The organism is Fontibacillus panacisegetis (assembly GCF_900102215.1).
GTDB classification, from domain to species: Bacteria; Bacillota; Bacilli; order Paenibacillales; family Paenibacillaceae; genus Fontibacillus; species Fontibacillus panacisegetis.
Map to the genome: position 1 here is coordinate 1 of NZ_FNBG01000025.1, position 15068 is coordinate 15068.

A 15068-nucleotide genomic window follows, 5' to 3' on the forward strand; every position below is an offset into this window, starting at 1 on the left:
AAGGGCAACCTTTCGCTTCTTAGAAACTGCTTATCCCATAAACTTCCAGTAAGTGGAGGTTTATTTGCTATGCTTAAAATCAGTATATCAAAAATCTCTTTCCTACAAAACTGTCTATTGACAAAGTATTAGCTGGTTTTTTATTAAGCCCCTGCGAAAGAACAGTAGCGATTGCTGGCAAAGCTAAACAGCTCAGTCCCATGGAATTAGAGCGAAATTACTTCCCTATTCTCATATTCTCCCCATATGTGGATCGTAATCCGCCGATGCTCTCCGAATGATTCAGCCAGATGGCTGCGGCTCAGGTCTTTGCGGTTAATCCTTCTCCCATCCATCCAGGATCACTATCATTTGCATTGCTGGACGAGTTCATTTAAGGCAAATTAATTCCAATACAAGACTATGTCTTTGATTAATCTCGATGGGATTTTTGTATAATCACCATAATTGATTCTTTTTTTAAAGGAGTCATGTGTATAATAGAGAATTATTTAAAATAAAGAAAATACTCGGAGGACATCACTTTGGCGTACAATATTACTAAAAGAGATACATTAAGTAACATTGCTAAAAAGTACAAACTAAGTTCTATTTACGCACAACAAGTCTTTGAAAATATTGTGTATGAAAAAAGAACCAGTCCATACTCACCTCCTATTGGAATCACAAGAGCTATAGATCATTATAATAACTTTGATGTTGAAAAAACATTGCTCGAATCAAGTCATGTTGAGCAACTATATAAAATTTTTGATGAAAGAAGAACTCTTGTTCAATTATCCAGAGTACACTGCATAGATCTTGCTATTCTTCGTGGATCAGTACGCCGGAAATTAGGCGGAAATGTATCAAATTCTATGATTGTTCCCAAAGAAAAGATTGGAATTCTTATTAATGACGCAAAGCAAAAAAAAGATCTATGTAAATCCTACGGGATTATTCCGTGCGATATCGAATTCTTGAATCAAGAAGAAATCAACATACTAATTCGGAAACTAACTTTACATGTTAAAAAACCACAAGTTCTTCCTACACGTTATGTTTACGGAAGGACGCCGAATAGTTCCTTAGGTAAAGGGGGCGTAGGAAAAGAAGATAAGCGAATCCCGCCTCATTCAAGGTACTAGTCATCAAAGTAGTTAAAAAAAATAGGGCCCCAAGGGTTGTATACATACATAACAAAAGCCATTAAAAAACAAGATGAGATCATCCTGATTTTTGGAAACGTCCTGAACGCAGACAATCTGCAGTAAATGTGATTTTTCCGTGATTTTCTGCTTAATCAAGTATTTCAAAAATCCAGAGACACCAATGTATATGCACCCTTTTATGTAATTAAAGGAGTAACCCACCCCATCATCACCGGAGTAACCCACGTCTCAAACGACGAGACTGCAAGCAGAACCCCCGCCATAGCCAAAGTCAGACCTGTGTAGGATAGAAACGGACGGGCTACATTTCTCGTAGTATTCATCAGTACCCTGTTGCGGATAATGCCAAGGGAGAACCCTACTGCAGCTACACTGGTTATAAGAAGAGCAGGAATAACGATCATATTATGGGGAGCAATGGATACCAGGGCAAATAATAACCCCTTCCATGTAAACTGACCTACCAGGCATCCTACTGCAAAGCCGATCAAAACACCCTTTAGAAAATCAAGAATTAAAATACCGGGAAGTCCGATTACCGAAAGTCCAAGCAGCCAAATAAGCCCTAACCATTTAAGATGCAAGCCCGCTACTTCCCAAAACGAATGCCCTTCAAACTCCCCGCCTCCCTCATTAACCGAAACGAAAAAATTGCCTAAATACCGGGATATATCCTGCTGCTGCTCTAGCGTCAATGCATTTACCATCAGAGCTCCAAACACGACCCCCATTAAAAATAATACGGCTACAAAAATATACAACGGCGTTTGATCCTTAAGGCTATGCCGGAACGGCTGAAGCATACGAGGTTCCCTCCTTGTCCATCCTCTCACTAAATGGAGTGATATATAAAGCTATGAACAAGCTGTGTCCCGTATGCGTGTTTCGGAAGTGAAGATTTTACGATTTCGCGACTTTCCCGTATATTCCTCCCCCGCCTGTTTCCAACTGAAGCTTGCCCTCCCGTGCATCACATATTTTAGATGCCAGATCGTCCCCAACAACATGACTTAGATCCTGATAAGAGACCTGATGCAATATGTTCATCTCCGTACCAAAGCTGCCAAGCAGCAGCTCCAGCTTGGCAGGACCAAGACCTGGAATGAACTCAAGCGGAACTTGATAATGATAGAGCGGCCGATTCTCGGGAACCTGTGGGGCGCTCCGATCCCCAATCGAAACTATCCGATCCAGAACGCCTCGAACCAGCTTTGTTTTCCCGCAATAAGGGCAGCGTTCTACTGATACATTTGCCTCATCAATAATGTAATTACAGCTGGAGCAATATGTTCTGTGATATTTGCCAAGACGTGGATTCAGCCCGAAATTTCCTTCCACTTTACGGCCATCAGTGCAAGCTAACGCTTTTACAAATTCACCGTAGGTCGGCTCTGCAAGGACAAGCTTATTATATTCCCTGCCGATTTTCTTCAATGAGTGAGCATCTGAATTAGTCAGATACGTGTAACGATCCAATTCACTGATCCATCCAGCCATTTCGCTATCTGCGCTGAGTCCCAGCTCTACTGCACTAATCAGGTCAGGGTCAAGAACATCCCCAATACGTGGCGCACAGCTGCCATATATGCTTCGGTGAGGAGTGAAAATATGAGCTGGAATGATCATTCCGCCACGTGCGTAAACTTCCTTCTGCAGCTCTTTAGCTGGAGCATAAACCCGTTGTGAGCTCAGATTTACGTTTTTCATTCGTACTTTAAGCCATTGTGTAAAAGATTGCATTGTTTCAAGATACGGGAAAAATGCGAGTAAATGTGCCGGACCCATGCCTGGCTCACGTATTTCAAGTTCGCTGCCAAGCAAGATGGTTGTATTTCTGTAGGAAATCCCCCCGTCTGCTAGCTCTTGCATTTCTCCCTGCTTCAGACAAGTCAGGATATCGTCCTGCACACCTGGAGAATGACAATCGATAATTCCGACAAGCTGAATGCCTTTGCGTTCGGCTGCCTCCCTTGCAATGTTGGCAAAAGTGAGATCGCGGCTGCCGCTAATTTTAACTGGTGCACCTTGTTCAGTACGTCCGATATGGATATGGAGATCGCCATAATACATGTCTAAATTCGGATGATTTGTCATCATAGTCACCTAAGCTTCATTCTTGGTTGCCAGATGCAACTGCCAGTAATACGCCGCTAGAATCGTTTTGGCATCTGCAATTCGGCCTTCACTAATATAACGTTGTGTTTCCTCCAATGTAGCCTCATACACTTCAATAAATTCGTCATCGTCCAAAGCCATCTCTCCGGCAGTCAATTCCTCAGCTAAATACAAATGAATGATTTCGTCGGCAAATCCGGGTGAAGTATAAAAGGAATGCAGATGAGTAATTTTACCGCAAGTGTAGCCTGTTTCCTCCTGAAGCTCTCTCCGGGCGGCTTCCATTGGATCTTCGCCTTTTTCCAGCTTGCCTGCCGGAATTTCCAGCTCACAGCGGCCCATAGCCTGACGGAACTGATCCACGAGCAAAAGTCGACCATCTCTTATTGCGACTACAGCAACAGCGCCTGGATGCTTTACTATCTCTCTTTTTCCTGTGCTTCCGTCTGGAAGCTCTACCGTATCCACCTGCAGAGAAATAACCTTTCCTGCAAAAATATGCTCTGTCGATACCGTTATTTCATTCAATTTATTCGTCATCTTCATCCATCCCATCAATTTAATAAATTTCTTGTCTCAACCTAAGGCATAACTTGTCCAGCCGCTACATAAGGTGTTAATATACAAACCCTTCTAAATAAAGGAGCCCTATCATGATGAAGAGCTATGTTAGAATGAATTCCATCCATTTTCAGGGTAAAGCCTGGCAAATCAAAATGCTTCTCTCCCAGTGGCAAAAAGAAGCTGGTCCCACTGCCAAGGTTATTGACGTGATCCATTCGCGTTATAAAAAATAATGCGAGGTGACTTTGCAATGAATCAAAATGAAGCCATGATCGAACTGCATTTGGAAAGTCTAATTAGAGATGGACAAGCCCGCGCTGCCCTGGAGCTTATTCTGGAGTCGGAACAGAAAGAAAGCTCTAGCCGATCAGCTGATTTCACCCTTAGTTTAACCCAATTGTCCCATTTGTGTCGTCTGCATCTATATATCTGCGATACCTGCGCCCCACACGAGCTTGGACAAGAGATCATGATCTCGGATCTGATCCTTCGTTCCGTTCAATTAGGACTCCTAGATGTAGCAAATACGCTCGCTGGAGATTCGGATATTCATTTACAATGTATTTTGATAAATGCACTATACGGTGAAGGATATATATCCATTGTTAAAGAAAAAATTGCCCCAATCGATCATTCTCTTCTTACTTCAGCTAAAGCACCTTATCGCGAAATCGCCTATATTTATGCAGAAATTCTGCATGATGACGAACGCTACAATGATGCTGCAATCATTTTTGAAGCCTTGGCGGAAGAGACTCCATATATGGCAAAAGCAAGATACGCAGCTTGCTCATGTTACTTGAATGAAACGATGAATTTTTTACTGGCAAGGATCGAGCTGTACCATCCGGGCAAGGATGAGCAAGCTAAAATCTCAAAATATTTAGACGACATTTCCACTACACTGCAAATTATCCACTCAACCCGTTGGCATACTGAATGGTCATTGTCCCAAAGTAAACGCAGCTTATCCGAGCTTCCTGATTCCACTCTTCACTAAAAAGAAAAGTTTATAACAAAACCGCCCGGAGCATTTGTCGCTTACCGGACGGTAAATATAGAACAGTGAATTATACAGATTGCTTAATGATTTCAAGTGCATATTCCGAGATTTTTACAATATCCTCGACCTTGATTCGTTCCGAAGTCGTATGAATATCCTCATACCCGACAGCCAAATTGACGGTAGGTACCCCTAGCCCGTTGAAATTGTTCGCATCGCTGCCACCGCCGGAGCTAAAAGTGTCCCCCGAAAGTCCAAGCTGTCTGGCCGCTTTCTTCGCTTTAACGACCACCTCATCATCATCGCTAAAATGGAATGAAGGGTATGCGACGACACTATGGAATTCTCCTCTAGTATCGTATTCTTTGCATACCAACTCTACAGCATCCTTCATTTCCTGGATTTGCTTGTTCAGTTTATCCTGATTAGTACTGCGTGCTTCAGCATACAGCTTCACATAATCCGGGACAATATTCGTAGCCCCACCGCCTTCAAATTTGCCGATGTTGGCCGTTGTTTCTTCATCAATGCGTCCCAGATTCATACGGGAAATGATCTTTCCGGCTACTTGAATAGCACTGATTCCATCCTCAGGATTAACACCAGCATGAGCCGACTTACCATAAATTTCAATATCGATCTGGGCACGGGACGGAGATGATGTGCAAATCGTTCCAACCTCACCATTAGAATCGATAGCAAAACCGTATTTTGCATCAAGCAGACTTGCATCAATCAATCTGGACCCAATGAGCGCGGACTCCTCACCCGCTGTAATGACGAATTGAATTTGTCCGTGAGGCAGTTGATTTTCATTCACCGTCTGAATAACTTCGAGCAATGCGGCTACACCAGCTTTATCATCTGAGCCAAGAATGGTAGTCCCGTTACTTCTTATCCACCCATCATCACCAATAACAGGCTTGATTCCATTGCCAGGTGCAACTGTATCCATGTGACATGTGAACAGGAAAGGCTCAACCTCCTTACCGTCAATTCCGTTAGACTTCCAGGTCGCGACCAGATTCCCTGCAGCATGCCCTGTTCTTGACATAGAATCGTCCTCAACAACTTCAAGTCCAAGCTCAATGAACTTGGCTTTTAAATAATCCGCAATCTGACGTTCACTTCTCGTCTCACTATCGATTTGTACTAAATCCAAAAATTGTGAGATTACTCTTTCCTTATTAACCACTGGACTTTCCTCACTTTCTTCTGTACGATGATTACGTTAAAATATAGTTTAACTGCAACACTTAATATACCTGAAGGAGATTTGTAACATATGCAGAAAAAATGGTTAAAAATCGTCGTATTTATCATGCTGTTTGCTATGGTAGGTTCTACTCTTCTTGCACTGCTTGAGCCTTTGTTTATTCGTTAATAACAATGCTGCCATTGTATCCGAACACTTCATTAAAATAGGGGATGATGTCACGTGCGGTTTGCTCTACGGTCATCGACTGTCCTGTGACATCTTCCAGCGAAGTTACCCCGTACTGCTGAATACCACACGGAATAATTCCCCGAAACCCTTCGGCTTCAATCCCCGATTTAATGTTAAAAGCAAATCCATGACTCGTAACAAACCCCTTACGATGTCGACATTTATTGAACTTCACGCCGATTGCCGTAATTTTCCTGTCTCCGACCCATACTCCGGTAAATTCCGGTTTTCTAGTGCCAACAACCCCAAAGCTGCTTAAGTAATTTATGATGACCTGCTCAAGCTGTCTTAAATAACCATGCAGGTCAAGTCCCTTCGAACCGTCCAGCCATAACAGCGGGTATCCAACCAATTGTCCAGGCCCATGATAAGTAATATCCCCGCCGCGATCAATTTCAAACACGGAGATCCCTTGCTCACGCAGCTGCTCTGGTCCGAGCAATAGATGCTCAGGATGACGCTGTGAGCCTATTGTATAAGTAGGTGGATGCTGAAGAAGCAGCAGGTGCTCCTGCTGCTGTCCTTCATCAATATCCTTGACCAGCTTCTTCTGTTTGTCCCATGCATCGCCATATTCCATCATAGGAATATATTGAATTTGTAACGGTTGGGTCATGCCGCATCAGCCCTCCAAGGATTAATAGACTTGAGTATCAAGAGAATAACTCTCCATATTATCCTTAACACGCTGCATAAATCTTCCGCAAATGACCCCATCCAAAATACGATGGTCTAACGACAGACATAAATTTGCCATTGAACGCACCGCGAGCATATCATTAATTACGACCGGACGCTTCACAATCGATTCAAATGTTAAAATAGCAGCCTGTGGATAATTAATAATCGGCTGAGTCAAAATAGACCCGAAGGAACCTGTATTATTGATAGTAAATGTGCCGCCCTGCATATCATCAAGTTTTAATTTACCTGCACGTACCTTTGTAGCCAGCTCTTCGATTTCACGAGCAAGACCCGCAATGTTCTTCTGATCGGCTTTCTTAATAACTGGAGTCAGTACCGAATCCTCAGTACCTACCGCAAGCGAAATGTTGATATCCCGCTTCACGATGATTTTATCGACTCCCCATACAGAGTTCATGATAGGATAATCCTTAATTGCACTAACTACTGCCTTCATAAGAAAAGCCAGATACGTCAGGTTTACGCCTTCCTTTTGCTTGAACTCATTTTTGATCTTATTACGAAGCTGCACAAGATTCGTCACATCAACTTCAATCATCATCCAGCCATGTGGAATTTCAGATACGCTCTGACGCATACGCGTCGCAATCGTATTACGAATAGGCGTGACGTCGATAAAATACTCTGAACGATCTCCACCTTCCACTTCGATTGTAGGAATTCGTGGCGTTTCCGTCAGATGTAGGCCTGAATGACGAACTGGCTCGTTAGCAGCCTGATTCAGTACTGCCGGAGCTGCTTGTGCTTGGCTCACAGGCTGAGATACAGGAGCTGCCTGAGGTGCAGATGGAGCTATTGCTTGCGAAGTAGGATGACCTGCCGACCCGCCATTTTCGAGATAAGTTAATACATCCTTACGTGTAATTCGTCCACCTAATCCGGTTCCCTGAATAGTCCGCAAGTCTAGACCATGCTCAGCTGCTAAGGTTTGAACGGCTGGAGAGTACCGACTGCGACTCGCGACATCCTGGGAAATCCCAGCTGCGTTTCCATGATCAACCGCAGTTGTCCCAGTAGAGGAACTGGCAATTGCTGCTGAGCCAGCTGCAGGCGCATCAACTGTGGTTTCAATCCGGCATATTATAGAACCAACCTGAATCTCTTGTCCCTCTTCTGCAAGCAGCTCTCCCATAACTCCATCGAGAGTGGACGGGATTTCCGCATTGACTTTGTCCGTAATGACTTCGCAAATGGGTTCATACTGCTCCACAGCATCGCCCGGCTTTTTCAGCCATTTACCGATCGTTGCTGAGACAAGTGATTCCGCTAACTGAGGCATAACGACATCAATTAATTGTTTGTTGGATGACATTTTCTCACTCACTCCCAAGGTTAATACAGCGCCAATTGAAGCATTGCTTCTTTGACCTTGTCTTTATTTAGCATGAAAAATTTCTCCATAGGCGGACTGATTGGCATAGCTGGCACATCCGGTCCGCACAATCTTTGGATCGGCGCATCCAGCTCGAACAGACATTCCTCAGAAATAATAGCAGCTACCTCTGCCCCAACACCACCGGTTTTGTTATCCTCATGAATAATCAGCACCTTGCCTGTCTTGCGTGTAGACTCGATGATTGCATCACGATCAAGCGGCTGCAGGGTGCGTAGATCCAGAATGTGCGCACTAATTCCTTGCTCATTCTCTAGTTCTTCAGCAGCCTGCATTGCAAAGTGCAGAGGGAGACTATAGCCGATCACCGTGATGTCAGAACCTTCTCTGATGACATTTGCCTTACCGATCGGTACGATGTAATCGTCCTCCGGCACATCTTCCTTGATCAGCTTGTAGCATTTTTTATGTTCAAAAAAAAGTACCGGGTCCGGATCGCGAACAGCCGCCTTAAGTAGCCCCTTCGCATCATATGCTGAATAAGGAGCTACGATTTTAAGCCCCGGAGTACCGAAAAATATCGATTCAGCGCATTGGGAATGATATAATCCACCAAAAATTCCTCCACCGATTGGAGCACGAACGACTAACGGGCAATTCCAGTCATTATTTGAACGATAACGGATTTTAGCTGCTTCACTAATGATCTGATTAGTAGCTGGCAGCATGAAATCCGAATACTGCATTTCCGCAATAGGCTTCATTCCAACCATGGCTGCCCCGATCGCTACACCTGCAATTGCAGATTCAGCAAGAGGTGTATCGATGACACGCTCTTCTCCAAATTGCTCCTGCAGGCCTTTTGTCGTGGTGAATACGCCGCCTTTTACACCGACATCTTCACCAAGTACAAATACATCCTCATCCCGCTCCATTTCCTCTTTCATGGCAAGGCGAATGGCGTCGATATATTCCATAACTGGCATAATTAGACCTCCCCTTCGCTGGCATACACATGCAGCAGCGTATCTTCCGGCTTAGGAAACGGCGCTTGCTCAGCACTCATAATCGCTTCTTTCAATTGCTGTTGAATCTCTCTAAGCAATGACTCTTCCTGTTCTTCACTCCAGAGACCATGATCTATTAAATACTGCTTCATTTTAGGTAAACCATCTTTTTTCCAGTTCTCATCAACTTCCTCTTTGGTACGATAAGCGAGGTCGTTATCCGAAGTGGAATGCGGCGAAAGGCGATACATCATCGCTTCGATCAAAGTAGGACCTTCGCCGCGAACAGCACGTTCACGCGCTTCTTTGACAACACGATAAACTTCAAATGCATCATTGCCATCCACTTGAACTCCAGGGATTCCATAACCAAGCGCACGATCACTTACTTTACCGCCAAGCTGCTTTTTGATAGGTACTGAGATCGCGTATTGGTTGTTCTCACACATTACAATAACCGGCAGCTTCTGAACCCCGGCAAAATTTAATCCCTCATGAAAATCCCCTTGGTTGCTGGACCCCTCGCCAAAGGTTACGAATGAAACGATATCCTTCTTTTTCATTTTAGCAGCGAGAGCTAAGCCTACCGCATGCGGAACTTGTGTCGTTACAGGACTTGATCCTGTGACGATGCGTAGTCTTTTACATCCAAAGTGTCCAGGCATTTGCCGTCCGCCACTGTTTGGGTCCTCCGCTTTTGCAAAAACCGATAGAAACAATTCCTTAAGTGTCATCCCAACCGAGAGTACAAATCCATAGTCTCGATAGTATGGCAGAAAATAGTCCCTCTCACGATCTAACGCAAATGCAGCAGCAACCTGCGCTACCTCTTGACCAATGCCAGATACGTGAAAATTAATTTTTCCAGCCCGCTGAAGCAATAAACTTCGTTCATCGTATTTACGCGCGAGCAGCATATATTTATACATGTCCACCACTTCGGTGTTACTTAATCCGAGCTGCTCATGTTTAGACTTGGTTGAAACTGAACTTTTCGCATTCATGGGAGTTACCTCCTTCATTTGGCACCATCATCTATGACCATGTCCTTATCTTAAAACCTGGTACTAAGACTTGGATTAACCTTATTATAATCCCTTTCACTGCAAAAAGAAAATAATAGTTATATGGAGATGGATTTGCCATCTACGGCTAATGCGGCCTCACCCAAAATTTCAGAAAGTGTTGGATGGGCGAAAACCGCTTGACCAATCTCCCAAGGAGTAGCATCCAGCAATTGCGCCAAAGCAGCTTGTCCGATAAGTTCAGTAACATGTGCCCCAATCATTTGAACGCCAACAATGTCATTGGTCAGTTTATCCGCTACGATCTTCACAAAGCCTTCCTTCTCACCTTGAACCATTGCCTTGCCGATCGCTGAAAATGGAACCTTGCCGATTTTTACTTTAATGCCCCTCTCAACTGCTTCTTTTTCGGTTATCCCAACTGAAGCGACTTCAGGCCGAGTATATACGCAGCGCGGGGTCTGATCAGCCTGATATCCATGGGAAGCTTCGCCCGCCAAATGATTAACAGCCACCAAGCCTTCGTGGCTTGCCGCATGTGCCAATTGCAGCCCGCCAATGCAATCGCCAATCGCATAAATATGTGGTTCTGTCGTCTGCATATGTTCATTGACACGGATATATCCCCGATCCAGAGCGACGTCAGTATTTTCCAGTCCGATATTTTCCAGGTTACCTTGTCTGCCAATGGATACCAGAAGCTTATCACCAGTAAGGATGGTCTGCTTCTCACCCTGAGTCGATGAAATCTGTACTTTATTATCCCTAACTTCAAATGTATCTGGCTGCACCATAGCCCCTGTTACGACAATAATACCCCGACGTTCCAATTGCTTCTGGAGCTCCTTGGCCACTTCCGTATCCTCAGTCGGTAAAAGCTGATTTGCCGCCTCGACAACGGTTACCTTTACACCAAAATCATTTAGCAGTGATGCCCATTCGACACCTATTACTCCCCCTCCTACAATTATCATTGAATCAGGAAGTTCATCTAGCAGAAGTGCTTCATCACTACTAAGCACATACTGTCCATCCGGAGTCAGACCAGGCAAATTACGTGGTCTTGAGCCAGTAGCGATAATCAGGTTCGTTGGAACAACTGTCTCCATCTCACCATCATTTAATTCAACAGCAACTGCACCACTCTTAGGAGAAAAGATCGAAGGCCCAATAACACGTCCAGAACCTTGGATTACAGTAATTTTATTTTTACGCATCAAATATTGAACGCCCTTATGCAATTGATTTACGATTTCCTGTTTTCTCTCTTGAACCTTGGGAAAAACGAGTGACAAGCCGCTGGTTTCAATACCATAGCTCGCACTTTCCTTCATTTGAGCAAATAACTCTGCGCTGCGCAGCAAGGCTTTAGTAGGAATACATCCTCTATGCAAGCATGTCCCTCCCAGCTTATCCTGCTCAATAATAACAACTTCTTTACCTAATTGAGCCGCACGGATTGCTGCCACATAACCGCCAGTTCCGCCGCCTAATACCGCTACATCGCATGAAATTGCCATTAGATTATCTCCACCTATTCTTATTAAAAATACATAATATAATATAATTTGAAACTTTCTAATCATAGCGCTACGTTTATTTTACCTTGTTTTTCACGTAATACAAATAAGGATCAAATAGACAGAATTTCATGAAACGGGTATGATTAAAATCATAACCACATCAGAAAGGAAAGAGCTACATAGATGAAATTAATGATCTCTCGCTTCATCGCCATTATCATTTTAGTTATTCCCGGGATTTTGGCTATGATCGGCTTCCTGAAAATGAAGGATGCTCTATTCCTGTTTATGTCAAGACACGGTGATGATTCGCTTACAAGTATAACATTCGATTGGCTGGATTTTGGAGTAGGACTTATTCTGTTTGTCATTGGGATCGGTTTTCTTGGAGGCTGGATATTTTTCCGGGATCGCAAGCGTAATTATGTTGGTCCCAGATTTCGGAAGAAGACGACCGAGGAACCAACTACTGATCAATAAAATATAATTACAAAAGGACCTTTTCCCTCAAGCATCCAAAATCGAGTGATAAGGTCCTTTCTATTTTTGTTGTACTTACTCATATAGAGCTTCTTTTAATTTGGTAGACATTCTTGGGTGATTCGCCGCATTCACTCGAAGCAGAGTTTTTCGGAGCCTGGCATTTTCTGCATGCAGCTCTTCAACATGCTCGATCAGTTCTTGAATCATAACCTTTTCCTTATCCTGAAGCCCACCATGCTGCAATAACTCTCTAAAAGAATTCAAGTCCAATTGTGGACGATCCGGCATCCTGCTCCCCTCCAGCATTTATAATTATTTTGATCCATTTACGTACACTGTTAATATACCACAGCTGAGTTGCTCTAGAGATATCGGTCACTTTTAGCACAGACTCCTTGATTACATTTGTAGATAAAAGATAATTGCGATACGTTCCAGCAAGCAATCCACTCCCAAGAGCTGGAGTTAATAGCTCCCCATCAATTTCAACAACTAAATTGCCGGTTGTAAATTCGGTCAGCTCTCCGTCTTCATTCCACAGCAACACATCAAAAACGTCACTTGCAGCCTCCTGTTTGTGCTTCTCGTAAACTTGCCTATGGGTCGTCTTATGGTATAAAAAACGATCATTTCGAGACACTGGTGTTTTGGCAAGTACTACAGTTCTTGCTGCAGCCTCTCTATTTTTGCCATGCTGACATGGTGTCATTTCCGGTAATGGCGAGGTTTCTGTAACAATATCTCCGTCTCTGGAAACAAGTAATCTCACTTTATGAACTCCCAGCGGATGGCGCAGAGCAAGATTTTGGAGCTCCTTAACAACCTGTTCCCTTGAAAAAGAGTAATCAAAATATTGGGCCGAATCAGCTAATCTGTGTAAATGCTCGTCCACTAGAAAATACTCACCATCCTCAAGCTTGAGCGATTCCAGCAGCTTGAAATCAGGACTTCGTTCCGTGAGCAATAACGCCTTGGTCAGAACCTCAGCATATTCGTTCTCTGCAGTTGAATCCCATGTGATTCCCCCACCAACACCGTACTCGGCCACGTTTGAAGCATGATCAATTCGTACCGTTCGAATCGCAACGCTAAATAAGGATGATCCATCTGGTTCAACAATTCCGATAGCACCGCAATACACTTCCCGTGGAGTATCCTCCAGCTCTGCAATAATTCCCATCGTACTCACCTTTGGAGCCCCTGTAATAGACCCGCAAGGAAATAATGCCGAGAATATCGCTTCAAGATCCGTATCCTCTTCAATTTCAGCAGTAATCGTAGACGTCATTTGATAGAGCGTATAATATTTTTCTATATCAAACAAATTAGGAACCGACACTGTACCTGTCTTTGCAATCATACCAAGATCGTTGCGTAAAAGATCCGTAATCATGACGTTCTCTGCCTGATTTTTTGCCGATGCCTTCAGCCATTCGCCTTGTCTCTTATCATCTTCAAGCCAAAGTCCGCGTCCTACTGTTCCTTTCATAGGGCGAGTTAGAATTTGATTACCCTTTTTACAGAAAAACAACTCCGGAGAAGCACTAAGAACACTATGACCATCTATCCGCAGAAAAGCATTATAGTCTCCCTGCTGGGCAGCACACAGCTCTTTATACAGTGCATACTCATCACCTTGAAACTGTGCCCGGAGACGAGTCGTATAATTCACTTGATAAGTCTCGCCTCGAGCAATGGCCTCATGAATCCCGCCGATACTAGCATGATACGTATCTTCGCTCTGAGTATGCTTCCATGAAGAAATGCGGAAGTCATCTCCCGCACCTTCAGTTTCCACTATGGTATAACCTTCATATATTCCGAACCAAAGCAGCGGCATGACAGCAGCACCGTTAACCTTATATGATCGATCAAATGCCGGGGCGGCTTCATAAGATACATAACCAACCGCAAAATATCCCTGCTTTACCGCTTCTTGTATCCTTCTTAAGGCAGGTCTAACATCCTGGAGCCCCTTTACGGAGACGATTTCTACCGGGTTTGTAAACGCCCTCTTTAAGCGTTCATTGTATTCATTCTTAAAATCAAGTTCCACATAAGTTGAAGTAAAGCCAGACTCCAATTCGCAACACCCCCTTAGCTATTATAATCGAAACCACAGATAACGAGGTGTCTTTTGTGAGAAAAGATGATAAGACTCTCCAAAGGTACTTCTAAGATGCTTCTCCTCCTGCAGAATCAAACAGTGAAAAGCCACTAAATTCAGTACAGCTACACAGAGCGTCACCCAATTCGGATACATTAGATACAAACCGATAAACATCAAATCAAAGCCAACAAATGCGGGATTACGGCTATATCGATAAACTCCGCTTGTTATAAGTGTCGTTCTTGACGTATCATCGATTCCCACTCTCCACGATGTTCTCATTTGCACCATAGCTATAATAAAAATAGCAACTCCCGCTCCAGTAGCTATGATCCCGATCAAGCTGACAGCTGAGCTTTGAAACATTGTCTTGAACAAAGTATTTCCGAACAAACTATGAAAACACCATACAGCAGCCCAACCAAAAGAGGATAATTTCACAATCATTTCGACGATAGTAACCCCAGCACTTTTGCCTTTTTTGCCAAGGACGTTCGCTTTAATCTGATTTCTTCCTGATAAAATATACAACTTCAAGAAGTAACTGATTACAAATACAAGGAACAGGATAAAGCTTATGAAATTAATAATTACCATTGTTT

The 15068-nt window shown here is 43.6% G+C and carries 17 protein-coding genes; 5 read left to right on the plus strand and 12 right to left on the minus strand.

Translation table 11 applies throughout. The annotated features are described in order from the left end of the window. Positions 1–524: 524 nt before the first annotated feature. The gene (locus BLS49_RS18050) at positions 525–1127 is read left to right on the plus strand and encodes a hypothetical protein (RefSeq protein WP_091233932.1); all 603 of its coding nucleotides are present in this window, start codon (positions 525–527) and stop codon (positions 1125–1127) included. Positions 1128–1327: 200 nt separating this feature from the next. Here the strand turns inward: BLS49_RS18050 and spoIIM are convergent, their stop codons facing one another. From spoIIM to BLS49_RS18065, 3 genes are all read right to left on the minus strand, one after another. Next, on the minus strand, positions 1328–1954 hold the full coding sequence (gene spoIIM / locus BLS49_RS18055) for a stage II sporulation protein M (protein WP_091233935.1): 627 nt from the start codon (positions 1952–1954) through the stop codon (positions 1328–1330). A gap of 97 nt (positions 1955–2051) precedes the next feature. Continuing rightward, positions 2052–3248: an endonuclease Q family protein gene (locus tag BLS49_RS18060; protein WP_175471465.1), complete on the minus strand. Its 1197-nt coding sequence runs from the start codon at positions 3246–3248 to the stop codon at positions 2052–2054. A 6-nt stretch (positions 3249–3254) separates the two neighbouring features. After that, positions 3255–3806, minus strand: a complete 552-nt coding sequence (locus BLS49_RS18065) for an NUDIX hydrolase (protein WP_425432162.1) — start codon at positions 3804–3806, stop codon at positions 3255–3257. A gap of 113 nt (positions 3807–3919) precedes the next feature. Between BLS49_RS18065 and mciZ the strand changes: the two genes are divergently transcribed. Both mciZ and BLS49_RS18075 read left to right on the plus strand, forming a co-directional pair. Next, positions 3920–4063: a Z-ring formation inhibitor MciZ gene (gene mciZ / locus BLS49_RS18070; protein WP_342707216.1), complete on the plus strand. Its 144-nt coding sequence runs from the start codon at positions 3920–3922 to the stop codon at positions 4061–4063. Between the two features lie 17 nt (positions 4064–4080). Then, complete coding sequence (locus BLS49_RS18075) at positions 4081–4830, plus strand: hypothetical protein (protein WP_091233941.1); 750 nt, start codon at positions 4081–4083, stop codon at positions 4828–4830. Positions 4831–4900: 70 nt separating this feature from the next. Here BLS49_RS18075 and BLS49_RS18080 read toward each other — a convergent pair whose 3' ends face one another. After that, positions 4901–6028 (minus strand): M20/M25/M40 family metallo-hydrolase, encoded by a 1128-nt coding sequence (locus tag BLS49_RS18080; protein ID WP_091233943.1) that lies wholly within the window; start codon positions 6026–6028, stop codon positions 4901–4903. A 90-nt stretch (positions 6029–6118) separates the two neighbouring features. On the opposite strand from BLS49_RS18080, the gene prli42 reads away from it, so the two are divergent. After that, positions 6119–6217, plus strand: a complete 99-nt coding sequence (gene prli42, locus BLS49_RS18085; RefSeq protein ID WP_091233946.1) for a stressosome-associated protein Prli42 — start codon at positions 6119–6121, stop codon at positions 6215–6217. Here prli42 and lipB read toward each other — a convergent pair. The 5 genes from lipB to lpdA form a co-directional block, all read right to left on the minus strand. Continuing rightward, positions 6207–6896 (minus strand): lipoyl(octanoyl) transferase LipB, encoded by a 690-nt coding sequence (gene lipB / locus BLS49_RS18090; RefSeq protein ID WP_091233949.1) that lies wholly within the window; start codon positions 6894–6896, stop codon positions 6207–6209. The two genes, prli42 and lipB, sit on opposite strands and share 11 nt — an antisense overlap. Positions 6897–6917: 21 nt before the next feature. Next, positions 6918–8297: a dihydrolipoamide acetyltransferase family protein gene (locus BLS49_RS18095; RefSeq protein ID WP_091233952.1), complete on the minus strand. Its 1380-nt coding sequence runs from the start codon at positions 8295–8297 to the stop codon at positions 6918–6920. Positions 8298–8317: 20 nt separating this feature from the next. Continuing rightward, the gene (locus BLS49_RS18100; RefSeq protein WP_091233955.1) at positions 8318–9304 is read right to left on the minus strand and encodes an alpha-ketoacid dehydrogenase subunit beta; all 987 of its coding nucleotides are present in this window, start codon (positions 9302–9304) and stop codon (positions 8318–8320) included. Positions 9305–9306: 2 nt separating this feature from the next. Beyond that, positions 9307–10329, minus strand: coding sequence for a thiamine pyrophosphate-dependent dehydrogenase E1 component subunit alpha (locus BLS49_RS18105; protein ID WP_091233958.1), 1023 nt, complete (start codon positions 10327–10329; stop codon positions 9307–9309). A 119-nt stretch (positions 10330–10448) separates the two neighbouring features. Then, complete coding sequence (lpdA, locus tag BLS49_RS18110; RefSeq protein ID WP_091233961.1) at positions 10449–11870, minus strand: dihydrolipoyl dehydrogenase; 1422 nt, start codon at positions 11868–11870, stop codon at positions 10449–10451. A 186-nt stretch (positions 11871–12056) separates the two neighbouring features. Between lpdA and BLS49_RS18115 the strand changes: the two genes are divergently transcribed. Next, a complete protein-coding gene (locus BLS49_RS18115) occupies positions 12057–12353 on the plus strand; it encodes a DUF2627 domain-containing protein (RefSeq protein ID WP_091233963.1) in 297 nt (98 codons plus the stop codon). Between the two features lie 75 nt (positions 12354–12428). Here the strand turns inward: BLS49_RS18115 and BLS49_RS18120 are convergent, their stop codons facing one another. Genes BLS49_RS18120 through BLS49_RS18130 form a run of 3 tightly spaced genes read right to left on the minus strand, consistent with a single transcriptional unit; the run spans position 12429 to position 15063 of the window. Further along, positions 12429–12644, minus strand: a complete 216-nt coding sequence (locus BLS49_RS18120; protein WP_091233965.1) for a hypothetical protein — start codon at positions 12642–12644, stop codon at positions 12429–12431. After that, positions 12607–14439 (minus strand): aminodeoxychorismate synthase component I, encoded by a 1833-nt coding sequence (gene pabB, locus BLS49_RS18125; protein ID WP_091233968.1) that lies wholly within the window; start codon positions 14437–14439, stop codon positions 12607–12609. The genes BLS49_RS18120 and pabB overlap by 38 nt, the downstream gene beginning before the upstream one ends. 21 nt (positions 14440–14460) lie before the next feature. Then, positions 14461–15063, minus strand: coding sequence for a methyltransferase family protein (locus BLS49_RS18130; RefSeq protein ID WP_091233975.1), 603 nt, complete (start codon positions 15061–15063; stop codon positions 14461–14463). Between the last annotated feature and the right edge of the window lie 5 nt (positions 15064–15068).

What these genes read in the sequence shown, in the direction of transcription:
- spoIIM (WP_091233935.1), bottom strand. Translation starts at nt 1,954, where the DNA reads ATGCTTCAGCCGTTCCGGCATAGCCTTAAGGATCAAACGCCGTTGTAT.
- BLS49_RS18060 (WP_175471465.1), bottom strand. Translation starts at nt 3,248, where the DNA reads ATGATGACAAATCATCCGAATTTAGACATGTATTATGGCGATCTCCAT.
- BLS49_RS18065 (WP_425432162.1), bottom strand. Translation starts at nt 3,806, where the DNA reads ATGACGAATAAATTGAATGAAATAACGGTATCGACAGAGCATATTTTT.
- mciZ (WP_342707216.1), top strand. Translation starts at nt 3,920, where the DNA reads ATGATGAAGAGCTATGTTAGAATGAATTCCATCCATTTTCAGGGTAAA.
- BLS49_RS18075 (WP_091233941.1), top strand. Translation starts at nt 4,081, where the DNA reads ATGAATCAAAATGAAGCCATGATCGAACTGCATTTGGAAAGTCTAATT.
- prli42 (WP_091233946.1), top strand. Translation starts at nt 6,119, where the DNA reads ATGCAGAAAAAATGGTTAAAAATCGTCGTATTTATCATGCTGTTTGCT.
- lipB (WP_091233949.1), bottom strand. Translation starts at nt 6,896, where the DNA reads ATGACCCAACCGTTACAAATTCAATATATTCCTATGATGGAATATGGC.
- BLS49_RS18095 (WP_091233952.1), bottom strand. Translation starts at nt 8,297, where the DNA reads ATGTCATCCAACAAACAATTAATTGATGTCGTTATGCCTCAGTTAGCG.
- BLS49_RS18100 (WP_091233955.1), bottom strand. Translation starts at nt 9,304, where the DNA reads ATGCCAGTTATGGAATATATCGACGCCATTCGCCTTGCCATGAAAGAG.
- BLS49_RS18105 (WP_091233958.1), bottom strand. Translation starts at nt 10,329, where the DNA reads ATGAATGCGAAAAGTTCAGTTTCAACCAAGTCTAAACATGAGCAGCTC.
- lpdA (WP_091233961.1), bottom strand. Translation starts at nt 11,870, where the DNA reads ATGGCAATTTCATGCGATGTAGCGGTATTAGGCGGCGGAACTGGCGGT.
- BLS49_RS18115 (WP_091233963.1), top strand. Translation starts at nt 12,057, where the DNA reads ATGAAATTAATGATCTCTCGCTTCATCGCCATTATCATTTTAGTTATT.
- BLS49_RS18120 (WP_091233965.1), bottom strand. Translation starts at nt 12,644, where the DNA reads ATGCCGGATCGTCCACAATTGGACTTGAATTCTTTTAGAGAGTTATTG.
- BLS49_RS18130 (WP_091233975.1), bottom strand. Translation starts at nt 15,063, where the DNA reads ATGGTAATTATTAATTTCATAAGCTTTATCCTGTTCCTTGTATTTGTA.